The sequence below is a fragment of the Nocardiopsis sp. TSRI0078 genome (assembly GCF_001905145.1).
Taxonomy (GTDB): Bacteria; Actinomycetota; Actinomycetes; order Streptosporangiales; family Streptosporangiaceae; genus Nocardiopsis.
The window spans coordinates 1-15,423 of sequence record NZ_LWLB01000009.1; the positions used below are offsets into that span (position 1 = coordinate 1).

Annotated in this window: 10 protein-coding genes and 1 pseudogene; 5 read left to right on the forward strand and 6 right to left on the reverse strand. The window is 72.1% G+C overall.

All coding sequences use genetic code 11. From position 1 onward, the window contains the following. Positions 1–14: 14 nt before the first annotated feature. The 4 genes and pseudogenes from A6A08_RS29340 to A6A08_RS09290 all read right to left on the reverse strand — a co-directional run bounded on the left by A6A08_RS29340 (position 15) and on the right by A6A08_RS09290 (position 4,272). A pseudogene (locus A6A08_RS29340) lies at positions 15–3,013 on the reverse strand (AAA family ATPase). Between the two features lie 187 nt (positions 3,014–3,200). Continuing rightward, the gene (locus A6A08_RS09280; protein WP_073702142.1) at positions 3,201–3,437 is read right to left on the reverse strand and encodes a helix-turn-helix transcriptional regulator; all 237 of its coding nucleotides are present in this window, start codon (positions 3,435–3,437) and stop codon (positions 3,201–3,203) included. After that, the gene (locus A6A08_RS09285; RefSeq protein WP_073702143.1) at positions 3,437–3,934 is read right to left on the reverse strand and encodes a DUF2975 domain-containing protein; all 498 of its coding nucleotides are present in this window, start codon (positions 3,932–3,934) and stop codon (positions 3,437–3,439) included. Before A6A08_RS09285 ends, A6A08_RS09280 begins: the two co-directional genes overlap by 1 nt. Before the next feature lie 155 nt (positions 3,935–4,089). Further along, on the reverse strand, positions 4,090–4,272 hold the full coding sequence (locus A6A08_RS09290) for a hypothetical protein (protein WP_073702144.1): 183 nt from the start codon (positions 4,270–4,272) through the stop codon (positions 4,090–4,092). Between the two features lie 254 nt (positions 4,273–4,526). Here A6A08_RS09290 and A6A08_RS09295 point away from each other — a divergent pair, with 254 nt between their 5' ends. The 3 genes from A6A08_RS09295 to A6A08_RS09305 all read left to right on the forward strand — a co-directional run bounded on the left by A6A08_RS09295 (position 4,527) and on the right by A6A08_RS09305 (position 7,878). Further along, positions 4,527–5,168, forward strand: a complete 642-nt coding sequence (locus A6A08_RS09295; protein WP_242422287.1) for a hypothetical protein — start codon at positions 4,527–4,529, stop codon at positions 5,166–5,168. 121 nt (positions 5,169–5,289) lie between these two features. Next, positions 5,290–5,628 (forward strand): hypothetical protein, encoded by a 339-nt coding sequence (locus A6A08_RS09300; protein WP_073702146.1) that lies wholly within the window; start codon positions 5,290–5,292, stop codon positions 5,626–5,628. Between the two features lie 411 nt (positions 5,629–6,039). Further along, a complete protein-coding gene (locus A6A08_RS09305) occupies positions 6,040–7,878 on the forward strand; it encodes a carbohydrate-binding module family 20 domain-containing protein (RefSeq protein ID WP_073702147.1) in 1,839 nt (612 codons plus the stop codon). A gap of 344 nt (positions 7,879–8,222) precedes the next feature. Here A6A08_RS09305 and A6A08_RS09310 read toward each other — a convergent pair whose 3' ends face one another. Together A6A08_RS09310 and glnA are read right to left on the reverse strand one after the other, a co-directional pair. Beyond that, positions 8,223–11,273, reverse strand: a complete 3,051-nt coding sequence (locus A6A08_RS09310; RefSeq protein ID WP_073702148.1) for a bifunctional [glutamine synthetase] adenylyltransferase/[glutamine synthetase]-adenylyl-L-tyrosine phosphorylase — start codon at positions 11,271–11,273, stop codon at positions 8,223–8,225. 196 nt (positions 11,274–11,469) lie between these two features. Next, the gene (gene glnA / locus A6A08_RS09315) at positions 11,470–12,894 is read right to left on the reverse strand and encodes a type I glutamate--ammonia ligase (RefSeq protein ID WP_073702149.1); all 1,425 of its coding nucleotides are present in this window, start codon (positions 12,892–12,894) and stop codon (positions 11,470–11,472) included. A 327-nt stretch (positions 12,895–13,221) separates the two neighbouring features. On the opposite strand from glnA, the gene A6A08_RS09320 reads away from it, so the two are divergent. Beyond that, positions 13,222–13,698: a transporter gene (locus tag A6A08_RS09320; protein WP_073702150.1), complete on the forward strand. Its 477-nt coding sequence runs from the start codon at positions 13,222–13,224 to the stop codon at positions 13,696–13,698. A 166-nt stretch (positions 13,699–13,864) separates the two neighbouring features. Beyond that, positions 13,865–15,292, forward strand: coding sequence for an LCP family protein (locus tag A6A08_RS09325; protein WP_073702151.1), 1,428 nt, complete (start codon positions 13,865–13,867; stop codon positions 15,290–15,292). The last annotated feature ends 131 nt before the right edge of the window (positions 15,293–15,423 follow it).

Below are 15,423 nucleotides of genomic sequence, written 5' to 3' on the forward strand. Positions count from 1 at the left end.
TTCCCAAACAGGCCCTAGGCCAGCCCCAGCTCCCGGAGCCGGGCCCCGGCGGCCGCCCGGTTGGGCACGTCGAGCTTGGCCAGGATGTTGGACACGTGCACGCTCGCGGTCTTGGGTGTGATGAACAGCTCTCCGGCGATCTGGGCGTTGGTGCTGCCCACCGTCAGCAGCCGCGCCACCTCCGCCTCGCGCGCGGTCAGCCCGGCCGGCACGGCGGGCGGTGCGGTGTCCTCCACCAGCCCCGAGCCCATCCTGCGCGCCAGGTCCGCCGCGGCGCCGGCCAGCGGTACCGCCCCGCACTCCTCGGCCGCCGTGTGCACCTGCCGTACCCACTCAAGGGCCCGACCCCGGTCCCCGCCCGCCACCGCCGCCTCGGCCGCCCGCAACCGGGCGCCCGCCAGGTGCAGCCGCATCGGCGTGGCCTCCCAGGCCGCCACCGCGGCCGTCCACCGCTCCAGCAGCGCGGCGGGCTCCACGCCGTCCACCGCCGCGACCCGGGCCGCCACGGACATCTGGTAGGCCTGCTGCGCCGTTCCGTGGGCCGGCATCAGCGTCACCAGGTCGGCCACCAGGTCCCGTACCCGGCGTGCCCGCGCCGCCGTCTCCTCCGAGCGGCCCGGCGCCGCGCCCCGCCGCGCCGCCTCGGCCATCACGTCCGCCATCGGCCACGTGTACCCGTGCGCGGACTCCAGGACCAGCCGCTCCAGGGCCCGTTCGGACACCGCGAGCGCGTCGTCGACCTCGCCCGCGACCAGGTCCGTCTCCAGGAGCGCCAGCAGGGACAGCTGCACGATGTTCATCCGCTGCGAGGTCAGGGCGTCCGACCGCCCCGGCGCCCGCATGGCCCGCCGCGCGGCGGGCAGGTCTCCCTGGGCGGCGGCCGACCGGGCCAGCACCGCGTCGACGTAGTAGCGGTGCTTGCTGAGCGGGTGGGTGCGCAGGACCGCCTCGACGATCCGCCGCGCCCCGGCCAGGTCGCCCAGCTCGAAGTAGATCTCCGCGCGGTTCTGGTGGTTGAAGGTCTTGTGGACGGACGCCCAGCCCATCGCCTCGTGCCGGGCCAGGGACTCCTCCAGCACCGCCAGACCCTCCTCGTGGTGGCCCAGCTCGCGGAGGAAGTGTCCCAGGTTGCCCGCTCCGCGCGCCTCCAGGGAGGGGTCGGAGATCTCGGCGGCGTAGCCGATGGCCTCCTCGATCAGCGGACGGCCCCTCTCCAGGTCCCCCGAGTCCATGTGGAGCCCGCCCAGGGTGATGCGGGCGTCGGCGGCCGCGCACATGTCCTCCTGGCCGGCGGAACCGGCGAGTGCGATGGCCTCCTCCGCCAGTGCGCGCGTGGACCTTCCGCCCTCTCCAGCTCCCTCAGGCGCTCCTGTCCGGGCGTCTCGCGCCGGTCACCGCGGTGGACCATGCTCTCCCTGGCCAGGATGGCCACCAGGATGACGTACCCCGGCATGTGCGGCGGATGCAGCTCCAGGGCCGTGATCAGGTCGATGATCCCGCTGCCGCAGGCCTCCTCGGCGCGTGCCAGCCCGCGGCGGCGCAGCAGGCACGCCCGCACCATCAGCGTGTGGTCGTCCCGGTCGTCCTCGGACAGGGTGGCCAGGGCCTCGTCGGCGAGGTCGAGGGCGCGCCGGGGGCGGCCCGCCTCCACGGCGGCCCCCGCCGCGCGGCTGACCACCTCGGCCCAGGACAGGCCCTGTACCCGCTCCCGGGCGTCGGGCACCCGGTCCCACAGGGCCAGGACACGCTCCAGCATGTCGAGCTCCTCCCCGTAGGCGAGGGTGTCGCTCGCGCGCACCGCGGCCCACCAGGCCGCCTGCAGGGCGCTGGGCAGCTCCTGCGCGGCGTTGTAGTGGTGGGCCTGCTCGGCGGCCCGCCGGTCGAGGGGGACGGAGTCGGGGTACTCGTCGATGAGCTGGGCGAAGCGCATGTGCAGCCGGGCGTGGGGGCCGGGAAGCAGCTCGCCGTGCACGGCGTCGCGCAGCAGGGCGTGCCGGAAGCGGTACCCGGTGCGGTCGGCGCGCAGCACGTTGGCGTCCACCAGGGTGCGCAGGGCGGACTCCAGCTCGCGCTCGGCCAGGCCGGCCGCGTGGTAGAGCATCTCGTGCTCGATGCTGCCCGAGACCGCGCCGACCGACGCCACGCGCAGCACCGACAGGGCGGTGTCGTCGAACCGGTGCAGGGGTTCCAGGAGCAGGTCGCGGAACTGGTCGGGCACGTCGTGGCCGTCGCCGCCGGGGTCGCCGACCGACGCCGCGAACGACTCCACGAACAGGGGGACGCCCTCGGTGCGCCGGTAGAGCTCGTCCATCTCGTGGTGGGTGAGCGCCGTGCCCCGGATCGCGGCGGCCTGGGTACCGGCCTCGTCGCGGCTCAGCGGTGCCAGTTCGAGCGCCTCGACGCCGGGTACGCGCCGCAGCTCGGGGAGCAGGCGGCGCAGGGGGTGGGCGCGGTGCAGGTCGTCGCTGCGGTAGGTGGCGACGATCTGCACGCCCGGAAGGTCGAGGTTGCGTACGAGGAAGACGAGCAGGTCGCGGGTGGCGCCGTCGGCCCAGTGCAGGTCCTCCAGCACCACGGTGACACCGCCGGACCCGGCGGCCTGATTGAGCAGGCGCAGGACCTGTTCGAAGAGGATGCCCCGGTTCTCCGGGCGCTGGGCGGGTACCTCGCCCAGTTCCGGCAGGAGTCGGGCGAACTCGCCCACCCCGCCGGGCGCGGCGGTCTCGAAGGCCTCCCGGCCGCGTTCGCGCAGGAGCTGGCGCAGGACGGCGGTGAAGGGGGCGTAGGACAGTCCGTCCACGCCGAGCTGGAGGCAGCCGCCGACGAACACCGACCCCTGGGGCAGGGCCGAGACGAACTCGCCGACCAGGCGGCTCTTGCCGACGCCCGCGTCCCCGCCGATCAGAACCGCTCCGGGGGCCTCGGTGTACGACCGCCCGGCGTGGTCCCGGAGGAGTCGGAGCTCGGGTTCACGGCCCACGAACACGGTGTTGCTCTCGACAAGAACGGGCATGACGCTCATTATGCCCACAAGGTCGGACATCGCGGTTGCCGTCGGGGCTCGCACACCGGCCCCAGACGGCCCGGCCGAAGCGGGAGCGGTGCTCCTCCCGGCGGCGCCCCCGTCCTCCGGCACCGGGGGAGCGGGCGGGAGGCACGTCCGGCTGCGCTGACGGCCGGACGCGGGGAGGCCGTCGCGGTCACAGTGCGGCGTCGCCCGCCTGCACGGCGTCCTTGGCCTCCCAGCGCAGCAGGTCCCCTGGCTGGCATTCGAGCACCTCGCAGAGCGCGGCGAGCGTCGTGAAGCGCACCGCCTTGGCCCGGCCGTTCTTGAGCACCGCCAGGTTCGCGGGCGTGATCCCGACTCGGTCCGCGAGCTCTCCCACGGACATCTTCCGCTTGGCCAGCATCACGTCGATGTCGACGACGATCGGCATCAGATCACCTCTTCGAGCTCGGCCCGCATCCGCGCCGCCTCGATGTCGCGCGCGACGGCCTGGGCGAGCAGCATCCGCAGCACGAGCACGATGAGCGCGACACCCAGGATCGCCACGACGACTCCGCACACCAGCAGGACGATACCCGGGGGGACGGCCTCGCCCGGCGCCAGCACGACCGCGAGCGCGAACGTCAGGACGGCGGCCGTGACGAACGCGCCGATCACGATGTGCACGTACCGGAAGGCGGCGTGGGAGAACACGGTGCCGCGCCGCACCATCGTCACCAACCGCCACACGCAGGCCAGCACGACCTGGGCCGTCACGATGCCCAGGAACACGATCACGAGGACCTGGGCGCGCGGGAACGCGAGCTCCGGGTCGGTCTCACCGAGGTCGACGGCCAGCAGCGGCACCATCACCGCCTGCAGGAACACCGAGCCGGCGAGCAGCATCACGAGCACGGTGCGCAGCGCGAGCACTGTCAGCTTTCCCATTGCGTCTCCCTCAATCGAATCACGATGGAAATCTATCGATATTCGATAGTTATGGCAAGAGGGGGTAGCCGGGGGAGAGGGGCGGAGGGGTGCCGGTGCGGCCCCTGGGTCAGCCCCAGCTCCCGGAGCCGGGCTCCGCGCGGGTGTCCGGGGCCTCAGACGGCGCGGCCGTAGTCCTCGCGGTCGCGCCGTGGACGGCGGCGTTCGAGGCGCTCGCGCCTGCGCCGTGCGCGCTCCTCGGTGCGGGCCCGGTAGACCGCGCGTACGTTCTGCATCTCGCGGACGCGCTGCTCGGTCATCGCCCGGGCGTTGGCGTTCATCAGGTCGCTGTGGAACACGGTGTTCTCCCCGTTCTCGGGCGCGGACTCCGTGTCCCCGCCGACTGGTGTCCACGATCTCCCTAAGACCCCGGGGCGCACATGGGGAGGAATCCCAGTCCTGGGGAGGAACAGGGCATGTGCCGCCCTAAGGCCCCGGAGGAGCGACCCTTCGGCCCCGAGTCCCGGGACCGAAGGGCGTGTCACCACATGCACTCGTGTGATCACCCATAGTTGTCTAGGGGTGTCGGATCCTGAACACGCGGGAGGCGCGGATGACTGGGATGGTCCGGAAGAGCCGGAACACGGTGTACGGGCGGGCGGTCGCGATCGGCCTGGTGGCGGCGGGTGTGTTCGCCGCCCCGGCGCTCGCCGCCGACCGGTCCGGGGAGGCGCCGCAGGTCCGGCTCGCGGGCGGCGTCGACCAGGCCCCCGGGATGGGCCTGACCCTGGACGCGGGCGCGGAACCGCCGCGGCCGGGGCAGGAGCTCACACTGCGCACCACCCTGGCCAACGGCAACGGCGACGCGGTGGAGGGCGCCCTGATCGCCCAGCACGTCCCCGAGTCGCTGGAGATCGTGGAGGTCGGCGGTGACGGGGTGGTCAAGGACGGCATCGTGAACTGGCAGGTCGCCGTGCCCGCGGGGGAGGAGTCGGTGTACACCGTGCGCGTGCGGGTGCCGGAGGGGGCCAAGGGCCGGGAGCGCCTGACGAGCACCGCCTGCCTGCTGCTGGAGCGCGACGCCGACCCGGCCACGTGCGCGAGCGACACGGTGGTCGTCAGGGAGGCGACCGTGGCGTGGCGGATGTCGGAGTACATGGACCGCGACGGCCTGCTGAGGGCCGCGGGTGCGGCCCTGCTGGCGGGGCTGGCCTGGGTGCTGTGGCGGCGCAGGAGTGCCGCGGGGCGCGGGTGAGCCGGGGCGGGGGAGCCCCGGCCGTGGCCCCGGGCCCGCGGCCGGGGTCGGCGCCGCCGGACGCGCTGTGCCGCCGGTCCCGGGGCCGATTGACGACTACAAGGCGTAGTAGTGTTCCGGTATGGACATCTTCTACTCCGCGCTCGTCTTCCTCCACATGCTCGGCCTCGCGGGCATCCTGGCGGGCTTCCTCATGCAGGTCATGACCGGTAACGCCAAGTCGACCAAGGTCCTGCTGCACAGCTCCCTGCTCCAGCTCGTCACCGGACTGCTGCTGGTCGGGGTCGCCGAGATGGCCGACCTCACCGAACTGGACCACGTCAAGGTCGCGGTCAAGCTGGTGGTCGCGCTGGCCGTCGTGGTGGTGGGCGTGCTGAACCTGCGCAAGCCCGCCAACAACCTCGCCGTCATCGCGGGCGTGCTCGCCGTCCTCAACATCGGCGTGGCCGTCTTCTGGTAGTCCCGCCCTCCGGCGGTCCCCGGCGCGGTCCTACGCGGACCGCTCCTCGCCGGTGGTGGTGCGGAGCCCGTGGTCCGTACCGCCACCGGTTTTTTCTGTGCCTTTCAGTAACCTTGCAAGGTTTTTCATGCTGCGCGCAGAAGGCTCCCGCGGCCGTCCCCGCAGTTCACGGCGGCGGCGCCCTGGGGCGCCCTCAGGGCGAAGGCCCTGATGGGTCGGGTGTCCGTCCAGGTGGGAGCGTTGTTCGTCGCGCTGAGTGAAAGACGACATCCCGATGACACGGACTGTTCACAAGAGCGGACTCGTCTGTTACCTTCATCACGCTCACGCAAACTCTTGCAAACACTGCAAGAGGGCGGCGGTGGGGCGGTGCCGCCCCACCGCGAGACTCCCTCCCCCCAAGGAGCGAACATGAACAGAAGCAGACTCGGCTCCCTCGCGGGAGCCGCCGTGCTCGGAGCCGGCCTGCTAGCGGCTCCGGCCGCGGCGGCCCCCGGGGCGTCCGCCCCCGCCGCCCCGGTCCCCGCCGAGGCCGCGGCCACCGAACAGAACGGCGAGACCATCGTCCACCTCTTCCAGTGGAACTGGGACTCCGTGGCCCGGGAGTGCGAGGACTTCCTCGGACCGAACGGCTTCGGCGGCGTCCAGGTCTCCCCGCCCCAGGAACACGTGGTCATCCCCTTCGCCGAGGGCGGCAACTACCCCTGGTGGCAGGACTACCAGCCGGTCTCCTACCAGGTCGACAACACCCGGCGCGGCACCGCCGAGGACTTCGAGGCCATGGTCGCCACCTGCCGCGACAACGGCGTGCGGATCTACGCCGACGTCATCATCAACCACATGACCGGGCCCGGGACGGGCACCGGCAGCAACGGGACCCCGTGGGAGAAGTACGGCAACCCCGACCTGTTCGGCGACGGCAGTGCCTCCTACGGCCGCGACGACTTCGGTCCCTGCTACGAGACCATCAGCGACTGGAACGACAAGTGGGAGGTCCAGAACTGTGAGCTCCTGGACCTCTCCAACCTGGACACGGCCACTCCGCACGTGCGCGAGCAGCTGACCCGCTACCTCAACGGGCTCGTGGCCATGGGCGTGGGCGGCTTCCGGGTGGACGCCTCCAAGCACGTCGCCGAGGCCGACGTCGACGCCATCTTCAGCGGACTCGACGACGTGCCCGGCTTCGGCGGCGAGCCCGACGTCTACCACGAGGTCTACGGTGACCAGACGGTGCCCTACACGGCCTACACCCCGTACGGGAAGGTCACCAACTTCGACTTCAAGAACGACTTCGCCGGAAGGTTCGCCGGAGGCGACATCGCCGGACTGGTCGACATGCCCGACTACGGCGGCCTGACCGCCGACGAGGCCATGGTGTTCGTCGACAACCACGACACCCAGCGCTACACCCCGACCCTCACCTACAAGGACGGGGACCGCTACTACCTGGCCACCGCCTTCATGCTCGCCCACCCCTACGGCACCCCCGTGGTGATGTCGAGCTACGACTTCGGCGACAACCAGACCGAGGGCCCGCCCAGCGTCGGCGAGGTCGACGGCAACCCCGCCGGCTGGATCACCGAGGACACCGACTGCTCCAGCGCCGACTGGGTCTGCGAACACCGCAACGGCACCGTGGCGGGCATGGCCGCCTTCCGTACCTCCACCGAGGGAACCGGCATCGTCCAGCGCGCCGCCGACGGCGCCTCCCGTGTGGCCTTCGACCGCGGCGACCGCGGCTTCGCGGCCTTCAACGCCGGAAGCGGCACCTGGAACCTGACCGCGCAGACCGCCATGCCCGACGGCGTGTACGAGAACGCGGCCGGGAGCGGATCGGTCACCGTCTCCGGGGGCCGGATCAGCGCCGAGGTCCCGGCCGACGGCGCGGTCGCCGTCCACGTGGGGGGAGTCTGCGACGGCTCCGCCGAGTGCGACGGCGGCACCGACCCCGGTGACCCGGGCGACCCCGGGGACCCCGTCGGAAGCAGCGTCTCCGCCACCGTGGAGACCTGGTACGGCCAGGAGGTGTACGTGGTCGGCTCCACCCCCGAACTGGGCTCCTGGAACCCGCTGGACGGGGTGAGGCTGTCCACCGACGCGTCCACCTACCCCGTGTGGTCGGGCACCGTCCCCATCGGCGCCGACACCGAGTGGAAGCTGGTCAAGGTCGACGGCGCGGGCAACGCCGAGTGGGAGTCCGGCGCCAACCGCGTCGGCCCCGCCGGCACCGTCACCTGGCGCAGCGGCTGACGGACCGTGGCGCCCGGCTTCGGAGCGCCACCCGCCCGCCCGGAGAGGACCGGGCGGCCGCGGACCCGAGAGAAACCCGCCGGCCACCACCCGGGCCGCGCCACTGCCGGCCCCGGCGTCCCCGTGCCCCACTCCCACGGCACGGGGACGCCCCCCTTCCCGGTCCGGACTCATCGTCTGCGGCCGACACGCCCAGTGGGCCGGCCGTAAGCGTTGCGGGTGTGGGGCAGGAGGTTCCACGCCCGTTGATCTTGTACTCGTGGCGAGGCCGGGCGCCCAAAATCGCTCCAGGTACAAGATCACGCCGGTCGGGACCGGCCCGGTCAACCCTTGCGGTCACCGCGTCAGTCGTCGTAGAAGACCCGCTCCATGACGGCGCGCGCCCGGCGGGTGGTGCGCAGGTAGAGGTCGGTCAACCGGTCCGACGGGCCCTCCCACACCTCCTCGTCCTCGTCGCCGCCACCGCATCCCATCGCGCCGGCCACCGCGGCGCGCACCCGCAGGTCCGTGGGCAGCGAGTCTCCGCCCCGGCCGCGCACCAGCATCACCATCCCGCGCACCCGCGACGCCAGTTTCCAGGCCTGTCCCAGGACCTCGCCGTCCTCCTCGTCCAGGAGCCCGTGCGCCACGGCCGCCCCCAGCGCCTCCAGCGTGCCCGTGGTCCGCAGGTCCGGGTACTCGTGGGCGTGGCGCAGCTGCGTCAGCTGGACCACCCACTCCACGTCCGACAGCCCGCCCCGGCCCAGCTTGGTGTGCAGGGTCGGATCGGCCCCGCGCGGCAGCCGCTCGGCCTCCATACGCGCCTTGAGCTTGCGGATCTCCAGCACCGCGGAGGAGCCGATCCCGCCCTGCGGGTACCGGAGGGGGTCGATCAGCTCCGTGAACGCCTTCCGCAGCCCCGGATCGCCCGCGACCGGTGCGGCCCGCAGCAGCGCCTGGCTCTCCCACACCTGCGACCAGCGCTTGTAGTACGCGGCGTAGGAATCCAGCGTGCGCACCACCGGGCCGCTGCGCCCCTCCGGGCGCAGGTCGGTGTCCACCTTCAGCGGCGGCTCCGCCGCGGGCATCTCCAGCAGCCGCGCCAGCTCCCGCACGATCGCCATCGCCTGCTTGGTGGCCGCGCCCGTGTCCACCCCCGGCAGGGGATCGTGCACGTACATCACGTCCGCGTCGCTGGCGTAGGTCAGCTCACCGCCGCCGAACCGTCCCATCGCCACCACGCACACCCGCGTGAGCGGCTCGTCCTGCGACGCGGCCACCACCCGCTTCTGCGCCAGGCGCAGCGCGGCCTCGATGGTCACCGCCGCGATGTCGGTCAGCGCCGAGCCCACCTCCTGGACAGAGGAGACCTCCAGCAGGTCGGCGGCGGCCGTGCGCAGCAGCTCGCGGCGGCGCAGCGCGCGCACCGCCGCCACCGACTCCTCGGCCGTGTCGTAACGGCGTTGGGCCGCCTCGGCCTCGGCCGCCAGCACCTTCGGGCTGCGGCGCGCCAGGTTGGCGTCGTCGGACAGCATGGCCACCGCCTCCGGGGCGCGCAGCAGCAGCTCCGTCACGTAGCGGCTCGTGCCCAGCAGCCACGCCATGCGCTCGGCCACCCGCACGTCGTCGCGCAGCAGCCGCAGGTACCACGGGGTGGTGCCCAGGGCCTCGCTCACCTGCCGGAACCCCAGCAGGCCCGCGTCGGGGTCGGGGGCGTCGGAGAACCAGCCCAGCATCACCGGCAGCAGCGTCCGCTGGATCGACGCCCGCCGCGAGACCCCCGACGTCAGCGACTCCAGGTGGCGCAGGGCACCGCCCGGATCGGCGAACCCCAGCGCCTCCAGGCGGTCCCTGGCCTGTTCCGGCGACAGCCGGGCCTCCTCGTCGGGCAGCCTGGCCACCGCGTTGAGCAGCGGCCGGTAGAACAGCTTCTCGTGCAGGCGCCGCACCTCCGAGGACACCCGGCGGCGCGCGGCGGTCAGCTCCTTGACCGGGTCCGCGGTGAACCCGAGCGCCCGCCCCAGGCGGCGCAGGTGCTCGGAGCCCTCCGGGACGGCGGAGTCGGGCATCATGTGCGTGCGCCGCAGCCGCTCCAGCTGCAGCAGGTGCTCCAGCCGCCGCAGGAACCGGTAGGAGTCCGCCAGTCCGGACGCGTCCCTGCGCCCCACGTACCCGTGCCCGGACAGTGCCGCCAGGGCCTCCAGGGTGTTGCCCGACCTCAGCCGCTCGTCGGTGCGCCCGTGCACCAGTTGGAGCAGCTGCACGGAGAACTCGATGTCGCGCAGCCCGCCCGGCCCCAGCTTGAGCTCCCGCTCGGCCTCCCCGGCCGGGATGTGGGCCACCACCCGGCGGCGCATCGCCTGCACGTCCTCCACGAAGTCCGTGCGGCTCGCGGCCCCCCACACCATCGGGGAGATCACGTCCATGTAGGCCCGGCCCAGCTCCGCGTCACCGGCGATCGGGCGGGCCTTGAGCAGCGCCTGGAACTCCCAGGTCTTGGCCCAGCGCTCGTAGTAGGCGCGGTGTCCCGACAACGGGCGCACCAGCGGCCCGTTGCGCCCCTCCGGCCGCAGCGCCGGGTCCACCTCCCACAGGGTGCCCTCGGCGTCGGTCTCCGTCGGGACGCGCATCATCGCGGTGGCCAGCCGGGTCGCCGCACGCATCGCGGCCTGGTCGTCCACCGGCTCCTCGGAGCCGGCCTCCCCGACCGGCTCGGCCACGAACACCACGTCCACGTCGCTGACGTAGTTCAGCTCCCGGCCGCCGCACTTGCCCATGCCGATGACCGCTAGGCGGCACAGCGCCGCGTCCTCGGGGTGTTCGGCGCGGACCACCGCCAGGGACGCGTCCAGCAGGGAGGCGGCCAGGTCGGCCAGCTCCGCGGCGACCTCGTCCACCGTGCACATGCCGGTCAGGTCCCGCCCCGCCAGGCGCAGCACCCGCCTGCGGTAGGCCACGCGCAGGAGGTGCCGGAGGGCGGCGGCGGACCCGTCCTCGGACACGGCGGGGTCGGCCACCGGCGCGGGGCTGTGGGGGTCGGCGCCCACGGTGTGCATCAGCCCCCGGCGCACCTCCTCCGGCTCGGGGGAGCGGGCGGCGTCGGCGCCCCGCAGTTCCCGCCAGTCACCCGGGTGGCGCACCAGGTGGTCGGCCAGGGCGGTACTGGTGCCCAGCACCCGGCACAGCCGGGCACGCAGCTCGCGGTCCTCGCGCAACGCGTCCAGGACCTCGTCCGGGTCGGGATCGGACTCCAGGACCCGGATCAGCCCGAGCAGGGCCTGGTCGGGGTCGGGAGCCGCCGCGAGGGCGTCGATGACGTCGGTGTCGGCCTGGGCGTCCAGGCCGGCCTCCGCCACCAGCCGCAGGGCCCGGATGCTGTCGCTGAAACCGCGCCTGGCGAGTGCGCCTGCCGTCATGTTGGTTCTTCCGTCCCTTGCCACGCGTCCACGGTAACCGTGCGGTCGGCGGGCGGGCGTTCGCGGCCGCACCCGCCGCTTTCTGTTCCCGGCGGCCGGCCGCCGGGAACCCGGAACCGGCTCGGGGCCGGTATCCGCACGAACGGATACCGGCCCCGAGGGGAGCTGCCGGGTATACCCGGCAGCCGGGTGCTGCCTAGATGTCGTAGTAGAGCTCGAACTCGCGCGGGTGCGGGCGCAGGCGCAGGGAGTCGATCTCCTCGGTGCGCTTGAAGTCCACGTAGGTCTCGATGAGGTCCTTGGTGAACACGCCGCCCTCGAGCAGGAACTCGTGGTCGGCCTCCAGGGCCTCCAGGGCCTCGTCCAGCGACGCCGGGACGGTCTTGATGGCCTGGGCCTCCGCCGGGGGCAGCTCGTACAGGTCCTTGTCGATCGGCTCCGGCGGCTCGATCTTGTTCTTGATGCCGTCGATGCCGGCCATCAGCATGGCGGAGAAGGCCAGGTACGGGTTGGCCGACGGGTCCGGCACGCGGAACTCGATGCGCTTGGCCTTCGGGTTCGAGCCGGTCAGCGGCAGGCGGATGCACGCCGAGCGGTTGCGCTGGCTGTAGACCAGGTTGATCGGGGCCTCGTAGCCGGGCACCAGGCGGTGGAAGGAGTTCACCGTCGGGTTGGTGAAGGCCAGCAGCGCCGAGGCGTGCTTGAGCAGGCCGCCGATGTAGTAGCGGGCCGTGTCGGAGAGCTGGCCGTAGCCGGACTCGTCGAAGAACAGCGGCTCGCCGTCCTTCCACAGGCTCTGGTGGCAGTGCATGCCCGAGCCGTTGTCGCCGAACAGCGGCTTGGGCATGAAGGTGGCCGTCTTGCCCGCCTCGTTGGCGACGTTCTTGACGATGTACTTGTACAGCTGCACGCGGTCGGCCTGCTGGAGCAGGGTGCCGAACTTGATGCCGATCTCGGCCTGGCCCGCGGTGCCGACCTCGTGGTGCTGGAGCTCGACCTCGATGCCCGACTCGATCAGCTGCTGCACCATGTCCGAGCGCAGGTCGCTGTAGTGGTCGACCGGCTCGACCGGGAAGTAGCCGCCCTTGTAGCGGGGACGGTAGCCGCGGTTGCCGCCCTCGAGGGTGGAACCGGTGTTCCAGGCGCCCTCGATCGAGTCGATCTCGTAGTAGCCGGTGTTGGACCGGGTCTCGAACTTGACGTCGTCGAAGATGTAGAACTCGGCCTCGGGGCCGAAGAAGGCGGTGTCGGCGACACCGGAGCCGCGCAGATAGGCCTCGGCCTTGCGGGCGACGTTGCGCGGGTCGCGGCTGTAGGACTCCAGGGTCAGCGGGTCGTGGACGAAGAACGTCATGTTCAGCGTCTTGTGCTTGCGGAAGGGGTCCAGCACGCCGGTGCTCAGGTCCGGGAGCAGCAGCATGTCGGACTCGTGGATGGCCTGGAAGCCGCGGATCGAGGAGCCGTCGAACATCTGGCCATCGGTGAACGTCGACTCGTCGACGTTCTCGGTCGGGAGGGTAACGTGGTTCACGCCTCCGAACAGGTCCGTGAAACGGACGTCGAGGAACTTGACGTCCTCTTCTCGGATATAGGCGAGCACCTCGTCGACGCTGCTGAACAAAACGAACCTCCGTGCAGGTGGCTGAGACGGTGGACCGGGGTCCGCCCCATCGCGGACACGTCGGATCGCGCGCCGTCTCCCGGCTTCGTCATCGAAGCTAGGAGGGGGTGGTTTCCGTGCCATGTCTCTATTGTTTCCTGCATGTTACGGAGCCGTCCGTTTCCGCAGTCCACCGCATCCGACCCGGTGATTCCACCACGTACGGAGTCAGAACGGTACGCTCCGCGACGCCGGCTGTGGGCCCCGCCACCCGTCCGCGGAGCCCACGTCACACCGTCGCGACCGGCCCGGACACGGGTGCGCCGGGAACGCGGATACCGTGGGGGCATGAGTGACGAGAGCCGGGGCGCCACCACCGCCCCCGGGGACGACTTCCGGTACCGGGGCAACCGGCTCGGCCTGCCCGAGAGCGGCACGGGCTCGGTGCCCGGGGTCCCCCGCCGCCTGGTCGGCCTCGCCCTGGACTGGGCGCTGGCCCTCATGCTGGCCTGGGCGGCCTACGGCCTGGGCCTGGTCGGCTCGGGCGCGACCTCCGCTGAGGAGGTCGCCCCGATGGTCAACAACACCGCCCTCGTCGTCTTCGCGGCCATGAACATCCTCCTGCTCACCCTCTTCGGCACCACCGTCGGCCGCCGCGTCGCCGGTGTGGGCATCCGCGCCACCGGCGAGCGCTCCTGGCCCTGGTTCGTCTCCATGACGGTGCGCACCCTGCTGTTGTGCCTGGTCGTCCCCGCCGTGGTCTACGACCGCGACACCCGCGGGCTGCACGACAGGGCCGCTGGAACGGTCGCCACCCGCTACTGAGCCCTCACGCCGTGTCCCCGGCGCGTTCGGCGCGGCCCGCACGCGTGTGCGCACCCGCTCCGAGCTGCTGTTAGCATCCGTTCATCACAAGGCCCGGGGACGGACCGAAACCCGCACGGTGTCCGCCCCGCCTTCCCACGCACCTCGCCTCCGTCCGAAGGTTCGCATGGCTGGAAAACGCTCCGCCCCCCGCCCCCCCGGCGCACTCAACGCCATGCGGATGTCCGCAGGGCAGTGGGTCGCCTGTGCCGCCACCGCTCTGGCCATCATCGCCAGCCTCGGCGGTTACGGCTGGTACCAGGGCATCGTCGGCAACATCACCACCACACAGGTGGACACCGACGCCTGGGACCGGCCCACCAGCGTCGAGGGCGTGATGAACCTGCTCATCATGGGCTCCGACATCCGGTCGGGGGAGAACGCCGAGTACGGCGAGGCCGAGGGCGAGCGCCCCGACACCATGCTCATCGCCAGCATCAACGTCGACAACGGCGCGGCCACCCTGGTCAACCTGCCCCGCGACCTCCTGGTGGACCTGCCCGCCTGCGAGGCCGTGGAGGGCTACCCGGGGATGAGCGCGCACAGCGGCATGATCAACTCGGCGATGACCTTCGGCGGCGTGGGCTGCCAGTGGCAGACCATCGAGCAGATCACCGGCGTGCACCTGGACCACTTCGTCATGATGGACTTCGCCGGGTTCAAGGACATGGTGGACGCCATCGGCGGCGTGGAGATGTGCATCCCCCAGCCGGTCGACGACCCCAAGGCCCACCTGACGCTGGACGCGGGGAGGCAGACGCTCAACGGTGAGGAGTCGCTGGGCTACGTGCGCTCCCGCTACGGCCAGGGCGACGGCAGCGACCTGTCCCGGATCGACCGCCAGCAGGAGTTCATGGGCGCGATGCTGCGCCAGGTGCTCAGCAGCGAGGTCATGACCAGCCCGATGACCATCACCAACTTCCTCGGCGCCGTCACCGACTCGGTGACCACCGACGAGGAGCTGACCGTCGACATCATGACCGACATCGCCATCTCCATGCGCGAGGTCGACCTCGAACGCGTCCAGTTCGTCACCGTGCCCAACGGCCAGCACCCCGCCGACCCGAACCGGCTGGCCATGAGGCAGCCCGACGCCTCCGAGCTGTTCGAGGCGATCAACTCCGGCGCCGACCTCGCGGGCGGCGACGAGGAGGAGAAGCCCGAGGAGTCCGGCGAGGCCGAGGCCGGTCCCGAGCCCTCCGAGATCTCCGTGCAGATCATCAACAACGCGGGCATCAACGGCCTGGCGGGAGAGGTCGAGGGCGTCCTGCTCGACCAGGGGTACAACGTCACCGGCGCGGGCAACCCCGTGGACCGGGTTCCGAGCAGCACCACGGTCTACTACGCGCCCGGCCAGGAGACGGCGGCCGACCTGCTGGCCGGCTCGCTGGAGAACGCGGTCACCGAGGAGGTCGCCGGCCTCCCCCAGACCCTGGAGCTGGTCATCGGACAGGACTGGGGCGGCTTCACCGGTGACGACTCCGAACCGGACATCTCCGTCACCGAGGACCTGGGCGGCACCACCGCCGAGAAGAAGGAGGAGAGCGCCTGCTGACCGGATCCGGGCAGCAGGCGCGATCTGACACGGTTCGTACCTTCCGGTAGCATCCGGCCGTTACGTCCGTGTCGCCGCGCGCACAGCGCGCCCTGACCCCACCGCGACCGGACCAGACCTTGTCCCACGAC

What these genes read in the sequence shown, in the direction of transcription:
- A6A08_RS09280 (WP_073702142.1), bottom strand. Translation starts at nt 3,437, where the DNA reads ATGCCGATCGTCGTCGACATCGACGTGATGCTGGCCAAGCGGAAGATG.
- A6A08_RS09310 (WP_073702148.1), bottom strand. Translation starts at nt 11,273, where the DNA reads ATGACGGCAGGCGCACTCGCCAGGCGCGGTTTCAGCGACAGCATCCGG.
- A6A08_RS09320 (WP_073702150.1), top strand. Translation starts at nt 13,222, where the DNA reads ATGAGTGACGAGAGCCGGGGCGCCACCACCGCCCCCGGGGACGACTTC.
- A6A08_RS09305 (WP_073702147.1), top strand. Translation starts at nt 6,040, where the DNA reads ATGAACAGAAGCAGACTCGGCTCCCTCGCGGGAGCCGCCGTGCTCGGA.
- A6A08_RS09295 (WP_242422287.1), top strand. Translation starts at nt 4,527, where the DNA reads ATGACTGGGATGGTCCGGAAGAGCCGGAACACGGTGTACGGGCGGGCG.
- A6A08_RS09300 (WP_073702146.1), top strand. Translation starts at nt 5,290, where the DNA reads ATGGACATCTTCTACTCCGCGCTCGTCTTCCTCCACATGCTCGGCCTC.
- A6A08_RS09325 (WP_073702151.1), top strand. Translation starts at nt 13,865, where the DNA reads ATGGCTGGAAAACGCTCCGCCCCCCGCCCCCCCGGCGCACTCAACGCC.
- A6A08_RS09285 (WP_073702143.1), bottom strand. Translation starts at nt 3,934, where the DNA reads ATGGGAAAGCTGACAGTGCTCGCGCTGCGCACCGTGCTCGTGATGCTG.